16 protein-coding genes, 1 tRNA gene and 1 pseudogene are annotated in these 22,237 nt (G+C 47.5%); 5 read left to right on the top strand and 13 right to left on the bottom strand.

The features are described from left to right. Position 1: 1 nt before the first annotated feature. The 3 genes and pseudogenes from H8710_RS10845 to H8710_RS10835 all read right to left on the bottom strand — a co-directional run bounded on the left by H8710_RS10845 (position 2) and on the right by H8710_RS10835 (position 2,752). Complete coding sequence (locus H8710_RS10845) at positions 2-961, bottom strand: sugar kinase (protein ID WP_249295589.1); 960 nt, start codon at positions 959-961, stop codon at positions 2-4. Positions 962-991: 30 nt separating this feature from the next. Beyond that, positions 992-2,044, bottom strand: a pseudogene (locus H8710_RS10840) (LacI family DNA-binding transcriptional regulator). 54 nt (positions 2,045-2,098) lie between these two features. Further along, complete coding sequence (locus H8710_RS10835; RefSeq protein ID WP_249295586.1) at positions 2,099-2,752, bottom strand: RraA family protein; 654 nt, start codon at positions 2,750-2,752, stop codon at positions 2,099-2,101. 547 nt (positions 2,753-3,299) lie between these two features. Here H8710_RS10835 and H8710_RS10830 point away from each other — a divergent pair. Both H8710_RS10830 and nifJ read left to right on the top strand, forming a co-directional pair. Next, positions 3,300-4,646, top strand: coding sequence for a hemolysin family protein (locus tag H8710_RS10830; RefSeq protein WP_249295583.1), 1,347 nt, complete (start codon positions 3,300-3,302; stop codon positions 4,644-4,646). 565 nt (positions 4,647-5,211) lie between these two features. Further along, complete coding sequence (nifJ, locus tag H8710_RS10825) at positions 5,212-8,736, top strand: pyruvate:ferredoxin (flavodoxin) oxidoreductase (protein WP_249295579.1); 3,525 nt, start codon at positions 5,212-5,214, stop codon at positions 8,734-8,736. Between the two features lie 104 nt (positions 8,737-8,840). On the opposite strand, the gene H8710_RS10820 is transcribed toward nifJ, so the two are convergent. The 3 genes from H8710_RS10820 to H8710_RS10810 are packed head-to-tail and all read right to left on the bottom strand — an operon-like array spanning position 8,841 to position 12,637. Then, positions 8,841-10,529 carry a M3 family oligoendopeptidase gene (locus H8710_RS10820; protein WP_249295576.1) on the bottom strand — a complete coding sequence of 563 codons (1,689 nt, stop codon included), beginning with the start codon at positions 10,527-10,529 and terminating at the stop codon, positions 8,841-8,843. 32 nt (positions 10,530-10,561) lie between these two features. Then, complete coding sequence (locus H8710_RS10815; protein ID WP_249295575.1) at positions 10,562-11,632, bottom strand: DUF3048 domain-containing protein; 1,071 nt, start codon at positions 11,630-11,632, stop codon at positions 10,562-10,564. A 21-nt stretch (positions 11,633-11,653) separates the two neighbouring features. Then, positions 11,654-12,637 (bottom strand): Gfo/Idh/MocA family protein, encoded by a 984-nt coding sequence (locus H8710_RS10810; RefSeq protein ID WP_249295572.1) that lies wholly within the window; start codon positions 12,635-12,637, stop codon positions 11,654-11,656. A 158-nt stretch (positions 12,638-12,795) separates the two neighbouring features. Here H8710_RS10810 and H8710_RS10805 point away from each other — a divergent pair, with 158 nt between their 5' ends. Further along, positions 12,796-13,113, top strand: coding sequence for a hypothetical protein (locus tag H8710_RS10805; RefSeq protein ID WP_249295569.1), 318 nt, complete (start codon positions 12,796-12,798; stop codon positions 13,111-13,113). 100 nt (positions 13,114-13,213) lie between these two features. On the opposite strand, the gene H8710_RS10800 is transcribed toward H8710_RS10805, so the two are convergent. Continuing rightward, positions 13,214-14,395: an AI-2E family transporter gene (locus H8710_RS10800; RefSeq protein WP_249295566.1), complete on the bottom strand. Its 1,182-nt coding sequence runs from the start codon at positions 14,393-14,395 to the stop codon at positions 13,214-13,216. Positions 14,396-14,599: 204 nt separating this feature from the next. Here H8710_RS10800 and H8710_RS10795 point away from each other — a divergent pair, with 204 nt between their 5' ends. Then, a complete protein-coding gene (locus tag H8710_RS10795; protein ID WP_249295564.1) occupies positions 14,600-15,847 on the top strand; it encodes a uracil-xanthine permease family protein in 1,248 nt (415 codons plus the stop codon). 120 nt (positions 15,848-15,967) lie between these two features. After that, positions 15,968-16,044: transfer RNA gene (locus H8710_RS10790), tRNA-Val, on the top strand. An 83-nt stretch (positions 16,045-16,127) separates the two neighbouring features. Here H8710_RS10790 and H8710_RS10785 read toward each other — a convergent pair. The 6 genes from H8710_RS10785 to H8710_RS10760 all read right to left on the bottom strand — a co-directional run bounded on the left by H8710_RS10785 (position 16,128) and on the right by H8710_RS10760 (position 22,192). Next, positions 16,128-16,958, bottom strand: coding sequence for an amino acid ABC transporter ATP-binding protein (locus H8710_RS10785; protein WP_249295561.1), 831 nt, complete (start codon positions 16,956-16,958; stop codon positions 16,128-16,130). Positions 16,959-16,973: 15 nt separating this feature from the next. Continuing rightward, entirely contained in the window at positions 16,974-17,588 is a 615-nt protein-coding gene (locus H8710_RS10780; RefSeq protein ID WP_249295717.1) for an amino acid ABC transporter permease, read from the bottom strand. A gap of 154 nt (positions 17,589-17,742) precedes the next feature. After that, the gene (locus tag H8710_RS10775) at positions 17,743-18,546 is read right to left on the bottom strand and encodes an amino acid ABC transporter substrate-binding protein (RefSeq protein WP_249295558.1); all 804 of its coding nucleotides are present in this window, start codon (positions 18,544-18,546) and stop codon (positions 17,743-17,745) included. 314 nt (positions 18,547-18,860) lie between these two features. Next, positions 18,861-20,075 carry an AfsR/SARP family transcriptional regulator gene (locus H8710_RS10770; RefSeq protein ID WP_249295556.1) on the bottom strand — a complete coding sequence of 405 codons (1,215 nt, stop codon included), beginning with the start codon at positions 20,073-20,075 and terminating at the stop codon, positions 18,861-18,863. A 294-nt stretch (positions 20,076-20,369) separates the two neighbouring features. After that, positions 20,370-21,416, bottom strand: a complete 1,047-nt coding sequence (locus H8710_RS10765; protein ID WP_249295554.1) for a Gfo/Idh/MocA family protein — start codon at positions 21,414-21,416, stop codon at positions 20,370-20,372. An 11-nt stretch (positions 21,417-21,427) separates the two neighbouring features. Next, complete coding sequence (locus H8710_RS10760; protein ID WP_249295551.1) at positions 21,428-22,192, bottom strand: TIM barrel protein; 765 nt, start codon at positions 22,190-22,192, stop codon at positions 21,428-21,430. Positions 22,193-22,237: the final 45 nt, after the last annotated feature.

Here is a 22,237-nt window from a genome sequence, read left to right as displayed (position 1 = left end):
TTTATCGCCTCCAGTGAGGGTTTCCTTCCATAAAAGCGTCTAGCTCGTCCCGGTAGGGAAGCCCATCGTTGTCGCCTTTGCTCATAACCTGTATAGCACCGATGGCGCAGCCCTGCCGCACTGCCTCTGAAAGGGATGCCCCTTCCCGAAGCCCGGTGAGCACTCCGGCAGCGAAACCGTCTCCGGCTCCCACTGTATCCACCACTTCTGTGACCGGAAATCCGTCTACAAAGCCGCTTTCTCCTTGGCGGTCGGCGTAATAGGCGCCTTTGGCGCCGACTTTTACGATAACAGTTTTGGCCCCCGCCTCAATGTATCTTTGTGCAATTTTTTTCGGTTCCGATTCCCCAATCAAAATATTTGCTTCATTGATTCCGGGAAGAAAGACATCGGATTTTGCTGCCATGCCGTTGATCGTTTCAATCATTTTTTCCTTAGATGGCCACAGCTGCGGACGCAGATTGGGGTCAAAAGAAAACAGGCAGCCGTTTTCTTTGGCCTTTTCATTTAGAGTCTCCGCCATATCGCGGCAGGATTCTGACAGCGCTGGGGTAATCCCCGTCAGGTGGACAATGTCGAATTTGGAAAAGTCTAAGCCTTCAATATCCAATGGACTGAGACTCGCTGCGGCGCTTCCTTTCCGGAAATAAAAGATGCCAGGGTCGCCAGATGCCACTTTTTCTTTCAGCATAAATCCTGTGGGACGGCTGTCGGACAAAATAATTTGGTCGGTGGAAATTCCGGTGTTTTTCATCATTTTTACTATTTTCTTTCCAAATGGGTCGTGGCCCAGCTTAGTCATATAGGTCACTTTACTGCCCAGCCTGGTCATACCAACCGCCACGTTAAACTCCGCGCCGCAGGTGGTCAGGGTAAAGCTGCCCACATCCTCCAATTGGCCGACTTCATTGGCGATAAACAGCCCCATAGGCTCGCCTACGAGCAATACTCCTTTTTCCATGCAGAAATCTCCTTATGTAGATGATTGATTTTACCGCAACTCGGTAGATTCCCTTGCATTTAAAATACAGGGAAGGGAAATTTCCTGAGGCAAAGTGTCCGTCTGATGCATCTTTTGGAGCAATCGTTCCGCCGCCCTGTATCCGATTTCGGTGGATGGCACCTTTAAGGTCGTTACATGGGGCCGAATCATGAAAGGCCAGTTTAGCTCGTTACTCCAGTCCCAGTCCTCTGGTCCGCACAGCCCGATTTCACCGGGCATTGATAAGCCCAGTTCTGAAATGCCGTGATAAACCCGCGCCGTGGTAATAGAGTTAGTCCCTATAACTGCGGGAATGTCTCCTGTACGAAGCGATTCCCGCATTAGTTTCAGCTGGGAGACCGTGTTGATTCCCTCGCTGTGGTCAATGAGGAAAATGTCTTCTTGGGGCTTTGGCGTATAACCGTAGATTTCCTCCACGGCCTGGATAAAGCTATCTCGTCTCCGCATTCGGGTGGAGTTCTGCTCCCAGAATTGAGTAAAGAGGATGGGACGGGTGTAGCCTTTTTCTTTTAAATGCCGAATCAGCGTCTACATTCCGGCCTCGTGGTCGGATGTGACTACGTCCAGACTGTAATTGCGCACCTTTCGGTCACATAATACGATGGGTACGCCCCGGCAGGCTTTTTCAATGAGAAAATCGTTATCATAGGCGCTGGTGTTTACAAGCAGTCCGGAAACTCCTTTGGAAATCAAGGAATTGATGTTGTTCTGCTCCTTTTCCAGAGAGTCGCCGCTGTTGGAAATTAGCAGGGTATACCCGTGTTCATCCAAACACTTACTGATACCCATAATCAATGCCACTGAAAAGGGAGAGGTAATGTCCGCAATGGAAACACCGATTAGGTTAGTGGTCCTTTTTTTCAGATTGCTGGCAATGTCACTGGGTTTGTAATCGCTGACGCCAATGACGGTTTTGATTCGTTCCCAGGTTTTTTCGCTCATCAGTTCCCGATGGCCGTTTAAGTATCGGGACACTGTTGCCTTGGATACCCCGGCCGCAGCTGCTATATCGTCAATTGTCAATTTTTTTTGGGATGCCATTTCCATAATCCTCTCACTTACTATATTTTGCTTGCATCTCCCATGGAAGACGCATTATATCGTGCCGATTTCGCCATATACCTTCTCCAGAGAATCTCCGTTGATGAGTCCCTCCCGAACCTGGTCCTCTTTCTTTATAGTGGCCAGTGCTTGTTCAAACACCTCATCGGCGATTTCTTTTGGGATGATCACTACACCGTCTATGTCGCCGAAGATGAGATCTCCCGGGCGGATGGTGACGCCATCTAAAATAACGGGGATCTGACATTCGTTGATCTCGGCACGCCCCTTTGAAGTACGAGGATCTCTTCCGGCATAAAACAGCGGAAAATCCATTTCCTTAATAGCCTTTAAGTCCCGTACATATCCGTCCAGCAGAACTCCGGCCCCTTTTCGCTGTTTCACCGCGGTTGCAAAAAGTTCCCCAAAGACAGCACAATTATATTGGCCTCGGGTCACTAACACGTATATTTCTCCTTCGCCCAGTTGATCCACTACCTTGCACTGAGCAGTCAGAGGGTGTTCCGGCATAGAGTACACCACTGTTGCAATACTGGTAAAGGCCGGGCCAAAAATGACCGTATCGTCGTTTAATGGCATCAGCCTTTGCCCGATGCTTTGATTCCGGTATCCCATCCCATCCAGCACATCGCACAAGACCCCGGAATAGAGGTTTTCTTTTAGAAATGCGCAATCGTATTTTTTCATCGTCTCTTCCTCCTGCTATACAGAGCCATATTCTTTAACATCACCGACCCAAACCGATGATTCACATCCATCCTAATTTTTCACACAGCTTATATAATAATTCAGTTTTTACGAAACCGGTTTCATAAATTTTCAAAAAAATAAGTAAAATACATATTATTTCTTTTTTGCAAATTAAGCATAGCACTTTTAAATGGGTTTGAAAAGGGGTTTTGAAAAATATTTATATATTTTATAAATATTAAATACAATTTTTGTGCAATATTTTTATTTTATGAATTTTAAATCTATTTTGTTAACCGTTTTCATAAAATGTTTTGCATTAGTGCATGAATCCCATAGTAGTATCATAAAAAGAAAAAGTGATTTCGACACTTAACCCCTAACCGTTTCCTCACAAGAAAACGCAAGGAAGCAGTTGACAAAACAACACCTTCACGTTATGATAAACTTAATAAAAATAGCTTTTGTCCTAAATTTTGCAGAAATGCTTTATTTGTTATTTTAGTTAAGCCAATTTTATGCTAAAAAATGGAGGTTACTAATTTTGGACGACGGGCATACGTGGTATTTGCTTATTACATTACTACTGCTGGCACTGTGCTGTTATTTTACAGCCAGCGCATCCGCCATTGTGGGAGTCAACGACTCTAATTTAAAGGAACGCTCAGAGAGCGGCGATAAGAAAGCCAAACGTCTTTACGACTGTCTCCACAACAGTAATAATTTTGTCGACCGAGTACGGGGGACGGCCTGGATTTGCGGTACAGCTGCCGCAGGCTTGGGGACTGCTCGGCTCAGTCTGTTATTTTTTAAGATGATGCTGCCTGGAATGCCGGAACTATCCGCCTTTGCGGCTGCCCTTTCCATGCTATTTGCCGTACTGCTTTCGGTCTTTGCAGTGGTTTCAATTGGCTTTAAGATTCCGCAGCTTCTGGGGAGCCGCTACTGTGAACCATTCGGTTACAAAACGGCAGGCCTGCTCCGGGTACTGATGACACTGTTTACGCCTTTGGGAATCTTGATCCGCGGTTTTTCTTATCTGATTTCCAAGCTGTTTGGGGCGGATCCGTCCAAAGCACAGGAGGAGATCACTGAAGAGGAAATCCGAATGCTGGTTGACGTAGGGAATGAAATTGGCTTTATCGAAGAAAGCCAAAAAGAGATGATCAACAATATCTTTGAGTTTGATGATACCACAGCCGGAGAAGTCATGACTCACCGGACCGAAATCATCGCTGTGGAAAAGAATGCGAAGATTAGTGAAATTGTCTATCTAGCCATCAATGAAGGTTTTTCCCGGCTCCCTGTTTACGAAAAGGACCTGGACAATATCATTGGCCTGATCTATGTCAAAGATCTACTATGCCTAGTCGGCTGCAATTCTTCCGAGGATTTTAAAACGGCCGATTTTATACGATCTGTATTATTTGTACCGGAATCTACTAAATGCCGGGCTCTTTTTGCCGAGTTTAAGAAAAGCAAAGCTCACATGGCGGTAGTTGTGGACGAATATGGTGGTACTGCCGGCATCGTCAGCATGGAGGACATTCTGGAATCTATTGTAGGCGACATTGAGGACGAATACGACGAGCAGGAAGAAGACATTCAGCAAATTGCGGAGGACACCTACATTATGGACGGTACTACCGACCTGGAGGATGTGGGGTCACTTCTGGGCTTATCTTTTGAAGAGGATGAGGACTTTGATACTCTGGGCGGTTTCATCATCCATATGCTGGGGCGCATTCCCAAGGACGACGAAACACCGCTTCTGACTTTCAGCGGTTACCAATTCACCGTCTTGTCTATGGACGAGCGGCGAATCGACAAAGTGAAAGTTCAAAAGCTGCAGGAAACTCTCCCAATTGAAGAAGAAATTATAGTCGAGTAAGCCTTTCGGTTATTTTTCAATAATTAACAGGAATTTTAAAACTTTTTTAATGACCGCAACAAAATATTGCTGGGGGTTCCCGCTGCAACCGGAACAGGCAGTTGTCAATTAGGGAGTATAACGACTCCTCATTTGATAACTGCCTGTTCTGGTTATTTGATGGCTTAATTTTTTTGCGTTTGCGAAATTTTATCTAATCGGCGAAGCATTTTATTTTTGGCTTTTTGCCGTTCCCATTATTCAAATTTTAATTGTAGATAGGGAAACCTCTACATTACTCTCTTTTTCGACACAATTACGATTTCTCAAATTTGATTTTTCTGTGTCTTTTGTGTAAATCCTGAAAAAACGGTGCCTTTTTTGAAGCTGTACCCTTTACTTTTGGAGGAAAGCGTGATAAAATTGTAACGATGAATTGAGGGGATTTGCGTCTGTTTATACGCTGTTTTCCTTGATTTCCGGCAGGACGGCTGCCGGCGCCGAAGACTTGGAGAAACGTATCGTTTTTTCAAGCGCTTTTTTGTGCGTAAAACACATCCGGATCAAATTGCAAGGAGGATATAAAATGGCAAGAAAAATGAAAACCATGGATGGTAACAACGCCGCGGCCCACGTTTCCTACGCGTTTACCGACCTGGCGGCAATCTATCCCATTACGCCTTCTTCCGTTATGGCGGAAGTTACGGACAAATGGTCTGCCGATGGAAAGAAAAATATCTTTGGACAGGAAGTCCGCGTAGTTGAGATGCAATCCGAAGCTGGTGCTGCTGGTACCGTACACGGTTCTTTGGCAGCCGGTGCTTTGACCACCACTTTCACCGCTTCTCAGGGTCTTCTTTTGATGATCCCCAACATGTATAAAATGGCTGGTGAGCTGCTGCCTGGAGTTATCAATGTTTCCGCCCGTGCATTGGCGAGCCACGCGCTCTCTATCTTTGGCGATCACTCTGACATCTACGCCTGCCGTCAGACTGGTTTTGCAATGCTCTGCTCCACTAATCCTCAGGAAGTTATGGATTTGGGCGCTGTCGCCCACTGTGCAGCTATCAAGGGCCGCGTTCCCTTCGTGCACTTCTTCGACGGTTTCAGAACTTCTCACGAAATCCAGAAGATCGAAATGTGGGATTACGAGGACCTGAAAGAAATGGTGGACATGGATGCCGTTCAGGCGTTCAGAAACCGTGCTCTGAACCCCAATCACCCCGTTCTTCGCGGAAGCGCCCAGAACCCCGACATCTTCTTCCAGGCTAGAGAAGCCTGCAACAGCTTCTATAACGCGGTTCCCGAAATCGTAGAACAATATATGAACAAAGTCAACCAGAAAATTGGCACTGACTACAAACTGTTTAACTACTACGGCGCTGCTGATGCAGAGCATGTGATCGTTGCCATGGGTTCTGTCTGTGACACCATTGAAGAGACCATCGACTATTTGAACGCCCAGGGCGGCAAATATGGTCTCGTAAAAGTTAGACTGTACAGACCTTTCTCCGCTGCTCACCTGATCACGGCAATTCCCGAGACCGCAAAACAAATCACCGTTCTGGACAGAACCAAAGAGCCCGGCGCTATGGGTGAGCCTCTGTACCTGGACGTTGTTGCCGCTCTCCGCGACAGCAAGTTCCACAATGTCCCCATCTTCACGGGTAGATACGGTTTGGGTTCTAAGGACACCACTCCCGCACAGATTATCTCCGTTTACAAAAATACCGAGAAGAAAGTTTTCACCATTGGCATTGTCGACGATGTAACCCACCTGTCTCTGGAACTGGACGAGAACCCCTCCACCACTCCTGAAGACATTACCAGCTGTAAATTCTGGGGCTTGGGCGCTGACGGTACGGTTGGAGCCAATAAAAACTCCATCAAGATCATTGGTGACCACACCGATATGAACGCACAGGCTTATTTTGATTACGACTCCAAGAAATCCGGTGGTGTCACCATTTCCCACCTTCGTTTCGGCAAGTCCAAGATCAAATCCACCTACCTCATTAACAAAGCGGACTTCGTCGCCTGCCACAACCCGGCTTACGTGACCAAGTACGAAATGGTTCAGGACGTCAAACCCGGCGGAACTTTCCTCTTAAACTGCGATTGGACAGATGAACAGCTCGAAGAACATATTCCCGGCCAGATGAAGAGATACATTGCCGAGAATAACATCAAGTTCTACACCATCGACGGCATCAAAATTGGTAAAGAGATCGGCTTGGGTGGAAGAATCAATACTGTTTTGCAGTCTGCGTTCTTTAAGCTCGCCAACATCATCCCCACCGAAGACGCCATCAAATATATGAAAGACGCTGCCACCGCTTCTTATTCCAAGAAAGGTGAAGCCATTGTCAAGATGAACCACGACGCTATCGATCGCGGCGCTACCGACGTTCACGAAGTCAAGGTTCCGGATTCCTGGAAAAACGCTTCTGACACCGACCTGACGGTCAAAGCTACCGGCAACCGCAAAGACGTTGTCGATTTCGTAAACGACATCGTCATCCCCGTCACCTCTCAAAAAGGTAACGAACTGCCGGTTTCCACTTTTATCGGCGACCGGACTGATGGCACCTTCCCACAGGGAACTGCTGCATTTGAAAAACGCGGTGTTGCTGTCGACGTTCCTGTTTGGAACCCCGACAATTGTATCCAGTGTGGATTCTGTTCTCTCGTTTGTCCTCATGCAGTCGTCCGCACCTTTGCTATGACCGAAGAGGAAGCTGCCAACGCTCCCGAAGTTCAGGCGTCTATTCCCATGACTGGTATGCCCGACATGAAATTCGCAGTCGGCATCTCGGTGCTGGACTGCCTCAATTGCGGTCTCTGTGCCAATGTCTGCCCCGGCAAGAAGGGAGAAAAAGCGCTCACCATGGTGTCTCTGGACAGCCAGCGTGAGAAACAGAACGGTTTCAATTACTTGTTCGATCTTCCTGAGAAACCCGAGGTCTTTGAAAAATTCAAAGTGACCACCGTTAAAGGCAGCCAGTTCAAACAGCCTCTCCTCGAGTTCTCTGGCGCTTGTGCCGGATGCGGCGAGACTCCTTACGCGAAACTCGCCACCCAGCTCTACGGCGACAGAATGTATATTGCAAACGCCACCGGTTGTTCGTCTATCTGGGGCGGTTCCGCACCTTCTACTCCTTACACCGTAAACAAATCCGGCTTTGGTCCCGCTTGGGCCAACTCCCTGTTTGAGGACAATGCTGAGTATGGTTACGGTATGTTCCTCGCTCAGGACACCATCCGCAGAGCTGCTATTGATAAGCTGACCGCACTCTCTGAGAAAACCGACAAAGAGGATGTCAAAGCTGCCATTAAAGACTACCTTGACACCGTTGACTGCGGCGCTTCCAACAAGTCTGCCGCTGCAAAACTCATCTCTGTTCTGGAAAACTGCGGCTGTGATGACGCCAAAGAGATCCTCAAGAGCAAAGATTACCTGGCCAAGAAATCCGTCTGGATTCTGGGCGGCGACGGCTGGGCTTACGATATCGGCTTCGGTGGCTTGGATCATGTCATCGCTTCCGGTCAGGATGTAAATATTCTGGTATTCGATACCGAGGTTTACTCCAACACTGGCGGTCAGTCCTCCAAATCCACTCCTACCGGCGCAATCGCTCAGTTCGCTGCCGCTGGTAAGGAAGTTAAGAAGAAAGACCTGGCTGCAATTGCAATGAGCTACGGTTATGTCTACACCGCCCAGGTTTCTATGGGCGCCGACTACAACCAGTGCCTGAAGGCCTTCGTTGAGGCGGAAAGCTACCACGGTCCTTCCCTGATTATTGCTTACGCTCCCTGTATCAACCACGGCATCAAGGGCGGTATGGTTCAGGCTCAGGCTGAGGAAAAACGTGCGGTACAGGCTGGCTACTGGCATCTGTTCCGTTATGATCCCCGTCTGAAAGCAGAAGGCAAGAACCCCTTCCACCTGGACAGCAAGGCTCCCACCGCTGCGTACAAAGACTTCATCATGAACGAAGTTCGTTACAATGCGCTGGCACGTTCCAACCCGGATCGTGCGGAAGCCCTCTTCGACAAAGCCGAAGAAGCGGCTGCTGAGAAATACGCCCGTCTGGCTGCTATGTCCGACTAATCCGTATTTTACGAACAAAAAGCCCCGCAGGAAATTTTCCTGCGGGGCTTTGCTATTTATAAAGATGGGACAGCTCATTGAGCTGTCCCTATTTTGGGAAAAATTCAAAGTTGGTTCTCGTTGAGCCATTTTCTCACAGGCTCGACAATTTTTTTAATGCTGCCATCCTCAAAAGGAGATTGAAGCCCCGCGCTCTCCATTAAATCGACAAAGGTTTTGGTTCCGCCCAGCTTTACCAAATCGAAATACTTCTTCCAAGCCTTTTCCCGGTTTTCCAGTGCCTCCATCCAAATCTGAAGGGCGGCCGTCTGGGCCAGACAGTAATCCACATAGTAAAAGGGGTAGAGGTAAATATGCAATTGCCGCTGCCATCCGGCGCCTCGTCCGTAAAAGGGAAGGCCGTCGTGATCCATATAGGGCCGGTAAATTTTTTCCAGCCTCAACCACTCCTCGTTGCGCTGTTGGGGAGTTAACTCAGGATGGGAGTAAACGATCTCCTGAAAATGATCCACCATGCAGCCGTATGGGATAAAAATCAGCGCATCCTCGGCGTGGGATAACTCGTATTTCGCTGTCTGCTCCTTGAAAAACAGATGGTGCCAGGGAGCCGTCAGAAACTCCATGGACATTGAGTGGGTTTCACATCCCTCCATGGAAGGATTACGCAAATCGATGGGCTCAATCTCCCGGGAAGCGATATAGGATGCGAAAGCGTGGCCCGCCTCATGGGTAAGGACGTCCACATCACCGGAAGTTCCGTTGAAATTCGAGAAAATAAACGGACAGTTGTATCCAAGAATCGTCGTGCAGTAGCCGCCTGGCGCTTTTCCCTCTTTGGCCAGCACGTCAAAGAGGTCCATTTCAAACATCTGATCTATAAATGCAGCTGTTTCTGGGGACATTTCCTCGTACATCTTTTTACCGGCGGCTAAAAGTTCGTCAGGGGTACCCTGGGGAATCGCATTTCCGTCCGGGAAAGCGAAGAGATCGTCAATCATCTTGAGTTTCGTCAAGCCGATCCGCTTCGCCTGGCGTTCCTTGATCTCAACATCTACCGGCACTAAGTCCTCCACCACCTGTTGGCGGAAACGGGCCACCTCCTTGGGGCCGTAGCAATTGCGCTGTCGTCGAATATACCCCAGCTCCACAAAATCGTGAAAGCCCAACTTTTTGGCCTGCTCCGTCCGGTTTTTCACCAGCTTGTCGAAAATCTCGTCAAATTTCTCCCGATTTTCGTCAAAAAACGTTCCCTCTGCCTCCCAAGCAGCTTTGCGGACTGCCCGGTCTGGGTTTTGCTTATAAGGATGCAGCTGGGCGATGGTCAGTTCTTTGCCCTCAAAGGGAATTTTTGCTGAAGCGTACAGTTTTTGATATTCCGCTTCCAGCAGGTTTTCCTCCTGCATCAATGGGATGATTTCCGGGGAAAAGCCCCGCTGGTCCAGCTCCATATTGGAAAAAAGGAGCTTCCCATACTTCTTCTCCAGTTCTGGCCGGAACCTGGACTCCAGCAGTTCCTTGTTGAAAGCCTGAAGCTTCTCACTCAGAACGGGGGACAGTTCATCGTTATACTTCCGCTCCGCCTCGTAAAAAGCGTCGGTAGTGTCCACCGTGTTGCGAACATGACAGATAGTCCCCATGGTGTCCACGTCGACGACGATCTGTTCCATTTCCTTCATGGCGCGAACTGCGTCCCCACTTACTTCCGCTTTTTGAAGCAGTTTGATCGCATCGTCCATCTTTTGAAGGATTTTCTCTTTATTGGGACGTTCATAGGGCATTTCCGAAAATTTCATGGATGATATTCCTTTCTGGGATTGAAATGAGATCAGTTGCCTGCGCTGGAAAAGACAGTTTTATTTTGCTGATCTTTTCCCACGATACAAATATAGGTTTTCCCGGGATTCGCTGTTAATGCCTCGCCATTTTCCCTTGTAAAAGAAAATTGGCTGCTTGAGTTTCCTTTTTTCCACTGAATCGGCTCCCTGCCGCCATTTGTCACATAATATCCGTTGCCGGACGTGAGGGAAACCTCCCGGCGGTAGGTTTCCCCGTGATAACTGCCGATACTGGTGTACAAGATCAATATATTTTTGTATTGAAGGACTTTTCCGGTGTCGGCGTCAATGTGGTCCTCGCCGTTTCGCCGCTTTGAATACAGGCCGGTGGAGCGGTTATAGGAAAAGCCGCTGTTGGCTGATCCGGAAAAGGGGACAAACACCTCACTGGCATCTTGTGTGGCGGGAAACAACTCATCTCCGGCAAATTGGAATGGCGCTGCTGTCTCCCCTTCTCCGGAAATCCCGGCTTTTGGCATCAGCGTATCGATTTCTTCAGAACTGATGAAATAACTGTGCTCCCGCCCTTTGCTCTGTGCCCGTTGCTTATCCTGATAAAAGGAATTGCTGTAGGTCATACCGTCGATGTGGTCGATTCCCGTGGTTTGGATGCGCTCGTACCCCGCGGGACTGCCGCCAAAATGAACGAATACAGGATTATAAGGGAGGGCTAAATCGATGTAATAATGCCGCACGCTGCGGACAGGACCTACATAAGGGACATGGTCCTGGTCAGCAAATACCGCCATCATTCGGGTGATACCGCCTTCCACTACCACCTCGTAGATAATATCCGCCTTGGAAAGCCCTCTGTGGGGCAGAGCCTGGCCAATGTTGTTTACCATGACAGCCACCGGGCGCTTTCCCACCGCCGATTCACAGAAACAGGGATTCCCGGTCAGCGGATTGAAAATCGATTTTACGGGCCCAGGATCCTCCCCCACGGCCGAACTGGGCTCATCCGAAATCGAAGAATTGTTTCCGGGGCTGCCGCATCCGCTCAAAAAAAGGGTTCCTGCCAACAGTACGCCCATTACTTTCCAGATATTGTGTTTATTCATTTTAAACGCCTCTTTTCTGGGTCACGAAAACACGATTCCCGCCTGCTGCCTCATTTGTTTCAGCATTCGGTTGACCAGCAGAGTCAGGCGGTTGTTTTCCCGATATTCAGCCTTATAGATTTCGGGAAAAGTGATATACCGGTAAAAGCTCTGTGCTTCACCGCTCATGAGTTTACTTTTTTCGATTCCTCCCACCAGTTTTTCTTCCTTGCCGTCCCGGCCGATAAAGGTGATATTGGTGAGCTGGGAGATGGAGCGGATCAAAAGCGTCCCCTGGTCGCCCATGATTTCAGAACCAATGGCGCTTTGTCCGATTTTTGAACAGGAGATGCTTACCTGCTTATCCGGGTAAATAAAGATACTGTTGTCAAATCCATCCGCACCGGAGGAGAGAAAGCCTGCTTTGGTGGCAATCTCCCGGGGCTCTCCAAAAAGATCTACAGCCGGATAGATGCAGTAAATGCCCAAATCCATCAAGCATCCCGTCGCAAGCTGGGGATTAAAAATGTTGGGGACATTTCCCGCCAGAAATGCCGGATACTTGGAGGAAAGCTGGGAAAAATCGAACCGGGCGGTCGTCACTTTGCCGAGACGTCCCACCGCCTCATGGAGAATTTTTCGCTGAGGGAGGTGAAGCATCATAATCGCTTCCATATAAATGAGATTCTTTTCCTCCGCGAGGGACTGGAGCTCCATCAGTTCCTCCGGCTCCACAGCAATGGGTTTTTCGCAGATCACATGCTTGCCGTGCTGCAAAAACAGTTTGCTCTGTTCATAGTGGAGAGCATTGGGACTGGCGATATACACCGCGTCGATGTCGTCGCATTCTGCCATTTTTTTATAGTCGGTAAATACCAGCGGAGCGCCATGTTCGTGGGCAAACTGATCGCCTTTTTCCTGTTCCCGAGAATATACCGCCGCAAGCTCCAGTCCCTCGACCATCTCCCCCCCTTTGATAAATGCGTCAGTGATCCAGCCGGTGCCGATTGTTCCGTATCGTACCATAATTTGCTCCTTCCCTAAGGAATATTTCTTTAATTGTTTTATAAAAAATATTGGTAAGGTTATTATAGCATTGATTTTGTCAATTTTCAACAAAAGTGATTGCATTTTAAACCTTTTTGCAGTACAATAAAGACATTGAAGAATCGGGAGGGCTGTTTATGCAAAAATTAAGACGGATTTTTGTAATCATTGCCGGATGCAGTGCCATTTTGTCAGCTGGTATTTTCGCTGCAAGTGTTGCCATCCGCAAAGCCCTTCATATGAAATGCTGCAAGGTAAATTACGCCGGCCAAACCCCCGGCGTCTGTATGATAAGCGGCTCCAGCGACGGCCCTACAGCAGTTTTTGTGAGCACAAAATATCATCCAGGCTGGAGCAAGCGGCTCGCCTTAACCTTCGGCGCAATGGCAGCGGCAGCAGCAGGAATGACCGTTCTCATTCATTTTCTGATGAAAAACCAAGGGAGTTCTCTGTGAGAACTCCCTTTTGTTTTGCAAAACAATAAGGTTCCAAGGCGTTCTCCGTCCGGTGCCCAGTCCGCAATCTTTGATTGCGCTTAACAGTCGGGTCGGATTCTTATTTTAGCCTTTTTCCCGCACGCTGGATTTCAAAGTCCGATATTTTTTTCTCCCGGAGCCGCCTAAATACCGACTGGCGTAACAAAGTATAAAGAACCGCTGATATGGGGACGCCCAATAACATTCCCATGACGCCGAAAAGGTTACCGCCCAGCGTCACCGCAAACAAAACCCATATCCCAGGCAGTCCGATAGATCCCCCGACCACCTTAGGGTAGATAAAATTCCCTTCAATCTGCTGCAAAACAATAATAAAAAGCACAAACCAAACAGCTGTAATGGGGCGTACCATTAATAGAAGGAAAGCTCCGAAAGCCGTTCCGATAAAAGCGCCAAAAATGGGGATAAGAGCAGTCACACTGACAATGGTGGCAATCAGCGGAGCATACGGGATCGCGAATAAACTCATGCCGAGAAAGCACAGCGCTCCAATGATGACCGCCTCTGTCAGCTGACCGGAAACGAATTTCGCGAACATTTCATTGGAGAGTTTGCCTATAGATGTAAGAGTTTCTGCTTTTTCCCGGCTGAGAAATGCAAATAAAAATTTTTTCATGTTTTGGCAAAGTTTTTCCTTTTGTAGGAGCATATAGGCAGAAAAGGCGAAGCCTACGATGAAATTGAAAACGCCTCCGATAAGTCCCGCAGCCATATCCACCGTCCCGTTGAGGAAGCCTGGCATGGCTTTCTGGACAGCCTCTCCAAGTTTTACAAACATTATATCCCAATCCATGGTAAAGCGGGTCAGGGCGGCTGTAGAAACATCAAACCGCTTCATGAGCTGCTGAAGCCAAAGCTCCAACTCGTTTAAATACCCAGGAAGATTTTCTGCCAAAAGTAAAAAACTTTTTTTCAGTTCCGGCACTACCCAAAAGCAGAGCGCAAATATAAGCAGCGCCACCAGAAGATAGGTCAGGGTTAGACAAACTCCTCGCTTCCAACGATTCCACCATCGTAAGCCTTTACGTTCCATCCGTGCAAATACCTTCTCTTCCAGAAATTTTAAAGGTACATTTAAGATAAACGCAAGACAGAGGCCAATAATAAAGGGGGCGAGCACAGCGGCAAGCCAAGAAAAGGCTTGGGTGGCCAGTCCAAGGTTTTGGACAAGGGAATAAGCGGCAATGGCGAAAAGGATAATAAAAAGAATTTTACGAATATTTTTAGAATGCAGTTCCAATTGGCTTTCCCTCTTTCTTCGCCGCTGGGATATTGGCGAATTATGTTTGCCACGCATCGTTAAGGCTATGTGACGGAAATAAGCCTTGCTTTTTGTGACATTATTTTGTTATATTCTATTTACAAATTGTTCGTTTTTCGGTATAATAATGATGTTTAGCGTCGAAAAAACGCAGCGGAAATAAATAAGCAGGAGGTAATTTCGATGACCGTATCCCATTTATCCCCTTCTAAGAAAGTATTGCTGGGTATTCAGCATTTATTCGCCATGTTTGGCGCAACTGTGCTGGTTCCCACTCTTACTGGGCTCAATCCATCAGTGGCCTTGATCTGTGCTGGCATCGGCACGCTGATCTTCCATTTCTGCACCGGAAACCGGGTGCCAGTTTTTGTGGGTTCCAGTTTTGCCTACATCGCTGCTCTGCAGGTGATCATCGCTCGCTACAGCGTAGACGGCAATAACATCCCCGGCATCCAGGCTGCACAGGGCGGCATCATTGTAGCCGGCCTCGTTTATTGTGCGCTGGCCTTAATTGTCAAGCTGGTCGGTGTTAAACGAGTGAAAAATTTCTTCCCGCCTGTGGTCACAGGGCCTGTAATCGTCGTTATCGGCCTTACGTTGGCTCCCACGGGCATTGATATGGCTAAGGAGAACTGGTGGGTCGCCATCTTTGTCCTGCTTGTCATCATCGGTGTATCCATCTTTTCCAAAGGCTTTTTTAAACTTGTTCCTATCCTCATCGGTTTGGTCAGCGGTTACATCCTTTCCATTATTTTGTCCGCCACCGGTGTTTTCCCCGAACTTGTGAACTTCCAGCCCATTGCGGACGCTACCTGGATCAGCCCTGTTTGGAAATTCGGCGAGTTCTTTACTCTGCCCACCTTCCAATGGGACGCTATAGCCCTGATTGCTCCCATTGCCTTCGTCACCTTCATGGAACACATCGGCGATATGACCACTAACGGCTCTGTCGTGGGCAAAGACTTTCTGGAAGACCCGGGACTTCACCGTACTCTTTTGGGCGACGGTCTGGCCACTATGGCAGCTGGTCTATTGGGCGGACCTGCCAACACCACATACTCGGAGAATACCGGTGTTTTAGCCGTTACCAAAGTATATGACACGGTAGTACTCAAAATTGCCGCAATCTTTGCCATTGCACTAGGCCTTATCGGAAAATTTGGGGCTATCCTGCTCTGCATTCCAAACGCGGTCAAAGGCGGTATGTCGGTGGTCCTTTTTGGTATGATCGCTGCTGTCGGTATGCGAACTCTCACTGAGGCGCAGCTGGACTTTTCTCACAGCCGCAACCTGCTGATCACCGCCCTTATCCTGGTATTTGGCCTCGGTATGAGTGCAGGAATCACTATTGGGAACTTTACTATTTCCGGCCTATTTATCGCCGTTGTGGTAGGTGTCATCGCCAACAAAATTCTTCCCAAAGAGGTTTAATCCATTATCAGCTTACAGATGCCGGGAAGTTCAAGCAACCTCCCGGCTTTCTGATATTTTTGCAAAATTCTCTTGACTTTTTGTTCAAGCTATAGTATAATAAACGTCGGTTCAATAAATGAGGGTATAGCTCAGCTGGTTAGAGTACCTGCTTGACATGCAGGGGGTCGGTGGTTCAAGTCCACTTATCCTCACCAGAACTAAAAAACGCCGCAGCGATTGCTGCGGTGTTTTTGTATCATAAATGAAAAAGAGGGATACCGTATGGTATCCCTCTTTTTTATAGGGAAGACTGATAATAGTTTCCCAAAAACTCTCGGGTACGGGGGTGGTCGGAGGTGAAAAGAGCCTCTGGTGTCCCCTCGTCGACAATAACGCCTTGATCCATAAAGATAACTCGGTCAGCCACCTCTCTGGCAAAGGCCATTTCATGGGTTACAATGACCATCGTCATCTTTTCCGCCGCCAGTTCCTTGATGACCTTGAGAATTTCTCCAGTCAACTCCGGGTCGAGAGCGGAGGTGGGCTCATCAAAAAACAAAATCTTCGGGTTTAGCGCCATTGCCCGGGCAATGGACACTCGCTGCGCCTGGCCGCCAGACAGCTGACAGGGATAGGCATCCTCTTTACCGGAAAGGCCCATCTTTTGGAGCAGCTTCCGGGCAGTTTCCTTTGCTTTTTCCTTCTCCATTCCGGTGACCCTTATAGGAGCTTCGGTAATGTTCCGCAAAACAGAAAAATGGGGAAATAGGTTGTAGTTCTGGAAAACCAGACCGGTGTTCAAACGAATCTTCCGCAGCTGGTCTTTTGGGGCATAAACCGGCTTTTTCACCGCTTTTCCTTTTTTAGAGCGCTTGGATCCAGAAGCAACCTCATCCTTTGTTTCTTCATCCGGCTGCGGATCGGACACCAGCAAATCCCCGCAAATGGTGATCTGACCTCCATCCACTGTCTCCAAAAGGTTGATGCAACGGAGCAAAGTGGATTTTCCAGAGCCTGACGGACCGATAATCGCTAATACCTCACCATCTTCCAAAGAAAAGGAGATATCTTTGATGACTTCCAGGTCGCCAAAGCTTTTTTTGACGTTTTTGACAGATAAAACGCTCATTCTTTTTCCCTTTCCTTAATCGTAATAGCTGAGGCGTTTTTCCATACGAGTAAAGCAGAGGGATACCACGCCGTTCATAATCAAATAAAAAATACCTGCTACGAAGATGGGAACAATGGAAAATTCCCGGGTGGTAGCCGTCTGAGCCAGCCGGAACATCTCCGCCACGCCGATGGTTTGAGCGAGGGCCGTATCCTTGACCAGCGTCATACACTCACTTCCCATAGGCGGCAGAATCCTTTTGATGACCTGCGGAAGGGAAATATGGAAAAAAGTCTGAACTTTCGTAAACCCTAGTATCGTAGCTGCCTCTTTTTGCCCAACGGGAATAGATTCAATGCCGCTGCGAAAAATCTCACAGAAATACGCCGCATAATTGAGGACAAAGGCGAGAATCGCAGCCCAAAAACGTGGAATTGCAATGCCGAACATCTTACTGGGGGCGAAATAGAAGAAAATCAGCTGGAGGATCAATGGGGTCCCTCGCATAATGAGCAGGTAAAATCCGACCACTTTCCGGATAACAATATTTTTGGACATTCGTCCAAAGCAGACGATGAATCCCAGAGGAATGGATAAAATAAGCGTGAGAAAAAACACCTGCAGCGTTACCAGAGATGCTTCCAGCATTTGGGGGATCAGTTTTAAAAGCGTATCAAATTCCACGTTTTTCCTCCTAAATCACGCCAGCGCATAGAGCGCCAAAACCCTTTTAACGGCACAATTGCAGCAGACGGCATGCACTGTCTGCTGCAATTTATACTGAGATATCAGTAACAAACCCTTATTTTACGGTTGTAATGTCCTTACCGAACCATTTGGTGGCGATTTCAGCCAAAGTTCCGTCTTCAGCCAGTTCTTTCAGACATGTCTGCACTGCATCACGAAGGCTCTGAGCATTCTTCTCAAAGCCAATAACGTACTCTTCATCCGCCAGGGACTCATCCAACAGGCGGTAGGTACCAGGGTCTTTTTCCATGTAGTACCGGGCAACGACTTCATCCATAACAACTGCGTCAGCACCAGCGATTCCCAAATCCATCATTGCTTTTACGTTGTCAGAAATGGCAACCAGTTCTTTGATACTGTCTTTAAAGTCAGGCATGTTGTCAATGGCCAGCTCAGCAGAAGAACCGCTCTGCACATCAACGACTTTCCCAGCAAGATCAGCGATGTTATTGATGTCGCTGTCGGCCAAAACCACGACCACCTGAGTGTTCTTCATATAGGGATCAGAAAGATTCATCTCTTTTTCCCGCTTTTCAGTTTTGGTAAAGCCGTTCCATAGGCAGTCCACGTTGCCGGTGCTCAGCTCTTGTTCTTTAGAGTTCCAGTCAATGGGCTGAAGTTTCAGTTCAACACCTAATTTGGATGCTACTTCTTTCGCCACATCCACGTCAAATCCGACGATGTTCTGATCCTCATCCCTGAAGCCCATGGGGGGGAAGGAATCGTCGAGGCCCATAACTAATTCGCCTTTTGCCTTTACATCGGCAAGGGAGGTATCTTCTTTCTTGTCGCCACAGCCCGACAGGGTAAATCCTACCGCCATCACCAAAGCTGTCAGCAAAGCGAGACTTTTCTTCATTGTCAATCACCAATCTTTCAAATATTTGTCAGACGCTCAAACCCTTTTACATATCCGGCAACATGCACCCAACAGGATAGTCGACTCAATTGACGCCCAAAAGCTCCGCTTTTGATTGAGACCTATCCGGACAGCCTGTTTCCTGAGGGTTATAGAGACGCTTAACAAGCGGAGTTGCCGCTCGTTGGTGAAGCTATTATAGCATGGTATTTTAATTTAGTAAATAGGTAAAGAGGTAATTAAGTAAAGAATCTGAAAAATTTGTGGAAAAAAGAAAGGGGCGCTCTTCAACAGCGGCCCTTTCCCGGCGGAATTTACAAATCAATAGGTTTCAGCGGTCGGACATTCGCGATGATTTTAACCTGTTCCGAAGGATCCTTGGCTAAAAATTTATCTATAATCCGCTGACAGATCATCTGAGCATTCTCGTAGGTGGTACTGGGAAGCATCAAAACAAATTGGATGCTGCTGAAAGCCGACACCACATCCGCACGCCTCAAATTAGAAAGAATCGTGTCTTTTAAAAGCTGCATGGAAGATTTCAAAATGTCGTTTTCGGGAATCGTCTGATCCAAGCCGCTCAAGGTGAGCAGGGCCACGTTGATAGACTGACCAGTACGTGCCATTGCCCGCGCCTGCATCTGATAAAAGTTTTTAAAAATCTCATAATCACAGAAAAAAGCCTGCTTCTGCTGGCTAGATTCGTTGAGATCTTCGCAAATCAGCGATAGATCCATCTCAATAGCGCTTATACTGCTGATAATTTTCTGATACAGGGCTTTGATTCCATCAGAAAGGCACACACCAAGCTCGTTATAAAAGAGTTTGGAAATATAGTTGTAATGAGAAAGCGCTTTGCTGAACCGACCGGACGAGATGTAAGCTCTCAGCAGCTGTTCATGCAGCTTTTCTTCGTAGGAGTAGATATCCACAGCATTTTCACAGATGTGAATAATCTCGTCAAAACGTTTCTGCTGCTCCAACAGTTTACATAATTTCACGGTACAGGTAATAAAAAGAGTAGCATAGTATGTACTTTTCCGGAGGACCCAGTCGCAGTAGGCGGACTTAGGAAGAAATTCTCCTCTATAAAGGCAGAATGCATCGTAGTAGGCAGTGATCTTATCGTTGTCATAACCCGCTGATTCCGCACGATGGATGCACTCTTCAAATTTTTCTGTATCGACTTGCCAGGGGATGGAGCCATTCCAGCAATAGGAGTCCCTAGAATACAAAATAAACTCGGTGTCCTCATCTGGACACAATTCCTTTAAAATATTTCTGGCGCGGTAAACCAGATTTTTCAACACATTCAGGGGATCCCGGCTTTCTTCCTGGCCCCAAATATCGGAAACCAAACGATCGACCGAAATTGCGTTGTTGCGATTAGCAATCAAGTATTGAATCAGCATCCACGCTTTCTTTGTTCGCACTGATGCATCTGAAATTTCGTTGCCTTTATAGATAATTCTGAATCCGCCCAACAGCTGTATCTCACAGTTATCCGCTGGCGAAGCATTCAATGACATGAGGTAACCGCCTTTCCGAATGATTGGGAGCAAATTTTGAAAGCCAATCAATAACGAATAACAGGAATGGCCACCGCTCCTAACATTTTATCACAAACGCCAAAATATAGTTGGCACAAAAGAAAAGCCGGAATTTTTTGTGTGATATACAACAAAAAATAACTCCTGCTTTCCAATAAACTATCTTTATTATATCTTGTTTTACCATAAATTTCAATATTCATTTGACAATGACAAAATATATCCTGATATACATCAAGCGCCCCGTAAAACGAGGCGCTTTTAGCTTTTCTGCTATTCTTTAAAAGGGACTACCTGATGGAGCCTATCAGACTCGAAGCAGGCCTCCATCACTTTCATGACCCGCATCATCTGCGGATGAGTGATGAGCTGAGGTTCTAACCCGTCCACTGCCTTGCAAACATTGCGGTAGAAGTCATGCACATCCGGCGTGGGATGGGGCACAGAGTGTTCAACGATGGTATCGTCTTTTCTGGGAGCCATAGTTTTTGTTAGTCCCGCCGCGGTTTTGACGGGGATTACGTCTTTTTCGTCCCAGTTTTCACAGCAGACGATCTTGCCGCTCAAATCCCAATCATAGATAATTGCGGTTCCATTGGTACCCTGCATATACCAGCGGGGAAGATTAATAAAGTTACTGGTCCCCACTTCCACGTGGACTACCTTGCCGCTTTGGAAGGTAATGTTCATTTTGAACCCGTCGTCCACTTCGTAGTTGGTGATATGATCCATCACAGCATAAATTGAGACAATCTTTTCCTTGACCATCTGCAAAATCTGATCGATCAGGTGAACGCCCCAGTCTAACATCATTCCGCCGCCAAATTCCTTTTTGCCACGCCAGTCACCGGGAATACCGCGGGAGCCGTGTACCCGGGACTCAATGCTGAATACGTCTCCCAGCACACCGCTCTCATAAATCTCCTTCATGGCGAGAAAGTCTGCATCCCAGCGGCGGTTCTGATGGACAGTAAACAGTTTTCCATACTGATTGGCGGCATCGATCATAGCTTGCAGATCTTCGGAAGAGACAGTGACAGGCTTTTCACTGATGACGTTTTTCCCCGCGGCCAGCGCCTTGACCGCGATTTCACGGTGGACATCGTTAGGAGTTGCCACTGTTACAATGTCGACAGAGGGATCATCTAAAAGCTGCTCCAAAGAATCGTAGGCATGGATGCCCTTATCCCGGGCTGCCTGCTGCCGCTCCTCTTTAATGTCGAAAATACCGGCCAAGTTGGCAACATCGCTTTTCAAAAGGTGTTCTACATGCCAGCCACCCATACCGCCGTACCCTATGACCGCAATATTTTTTTTCATTTGTGTTCCTCCTATTGGGCAATGCCCATTAAATAATCGTAGCAACGTTTTATTTCATCAGGCCCTGTGGGATTGCAACCTTCGCTTTCCACAATTATACGTATTCCCAGTTCCTTTGCTTTTTTGTAAACTTTTTCAACGGGAGCAGCACCTTTTCCCAAAGATAAGCCATTAAAACCACCCTCACCATCCTTTAAATGGATAAATGACACGCGGTCCCCAAGCTTTTCCAGGAAAACAATGGGGTCGAGGCCAGCCACGAAAAGCCAGTAAGTATCGAGTTCAAACTGAATATTGGTGCGGGTGACCAATTCGTAAAAGTTTATCACACTGTCCCGGTTGGGATTGTGATCCCAGTAGTGGTTGTGGAAATGGAGAGACATTCCCTCCGCCTCCAGCTTCGGAATCATCTCATTAATACCATTTACAGCGGCTTCCACCTGCTCTTTGCTATCCCGGCATACGCAACAGATAGCCAGATCGGTGCATCCAATTTCCTTATGAAAGGCTACCGTCTTTTCAAAATTTGTTTGCAAGTCTTCCAGCATAATGTGGGAACTCCATGGGGCTAAATTGTACTTGTGCAGCCACTCTTTGATTTGGGAAGAAGTACAATCCCCAAACTGAGCAAATTCAACTGCCCGATAGCCAATTTCACTGGCTACTTTCAATGCTTTTTCCATGTCAGTACAGAATACGTCCCGCAAGCTAAACATCTGAATACCATATTCCATTGCAATGCCTCCTGATCTTTTGTAATCGATTTCATTATACACAAGTATCCCCCAAACCGCAATTGCCAAATCCGCAAAAATTTTTCG

This window comes from Fumia xinanensis, assembly GCF_014384905.1.
In the GTDB taxonomy this organism is placed as follows: domain Bacteria; phylum Bacillota; class Clostridia; order Oscillospirales; family Ruminococcaceae; genus Fumia; species Fumia xinanensis.
Note: the sequence above shows the minus strand (reverse complement) of the source record. Positions and strands in the feature narration are given on the sequence as shown.

Coding starts and splice junctions, on each gene's coding strand:
- H8710_RS10845 (WP_249295589.1), bottom strand. CDS start 961: ATGGAAAAAGGAGTATTGCTCGTAGGCGAGCCTATGGGGCTGTTTATC.
- H8710_RS10835 (WP_249295586.1), bottom strand. CDS start 2,752: ATGAAAAAATACGATTGCGCATTTCTAAAAGAAAACCTCTATTCCGGG.
- nifJ (WP_249295579.1), top strand. CDS start 5,212: ATGGCAAGAAAAATGAAAACCATGGATGGTAACAACGCCGCGGCCCAC.
- H8710_RS10820 (WP_249295576.1), bottom strand. CDS start 10,529: ATGAAATTTTCGGAAATGCCCTATGAACGTCCCAATAAAGAGAAAATC.
- H8710_RS10815 (WP_249295575.1), bottom strand. CDS start 11,632: ATGAATAAACACAATATCTGGAAAGTAATGGGCGTACTGTTGGCAGGA.
- H8710_RS10810 (WP_249295572.1), bottom strand. CDS start 12,637: ATGGTACGATACGGAACAATCGGCACCGGCTGGATCACTGACGCATTT.
- H8710_RS10805 (WP_249295569.1), top strand. CDS start 12,796: ATGCAAAAATTAAGACGGATTTTTGTAATCATTGCCGGATGCAGTGCC.
- H8710_RS10795 (WP_249295564.1), top strand. CDS start 14,600: ATGACCGTATCCCATTTATCCCCTTCTAAGAAAGTATTGCTGGGTATT.
- H8710_RS10785 (WP_249295561.1), bottom strand. CDS start 16,958: ATGAGCGTTTTATCTGTCAAAAACGTCAAAAAAAGCTTTGGCGACCTG.
- H8710_RS10780 (WP_249295717.1), bottom strand. CDS start 17,588: ATGCTGGAAGCATCTCTGGTAACGCTGCAGGTGTTTTTTCTCACGCTT.
- H8710_RS10775 (WP_249295558.1), bottom strand. CDS start 18,546: ATGAAGAAAAGTCTCGCTTTGCTGACAGCTTTGGTGATGGCGGTAGGA.
- H8710_RS10770 (WP_249295556.1), bottom strand. CDS start 20,075: ATGTCATTGAATGCTTCGCCAGCGGATAACTGTGAGATACAGCTGTTG.
- H8710_RS10765 (WP_249295554.1), bottom strand. CDS start 21,416: ATGAAAAAAAATATTGCGGTCATAGGGTACGGCGGTATGGGTGGCTGG.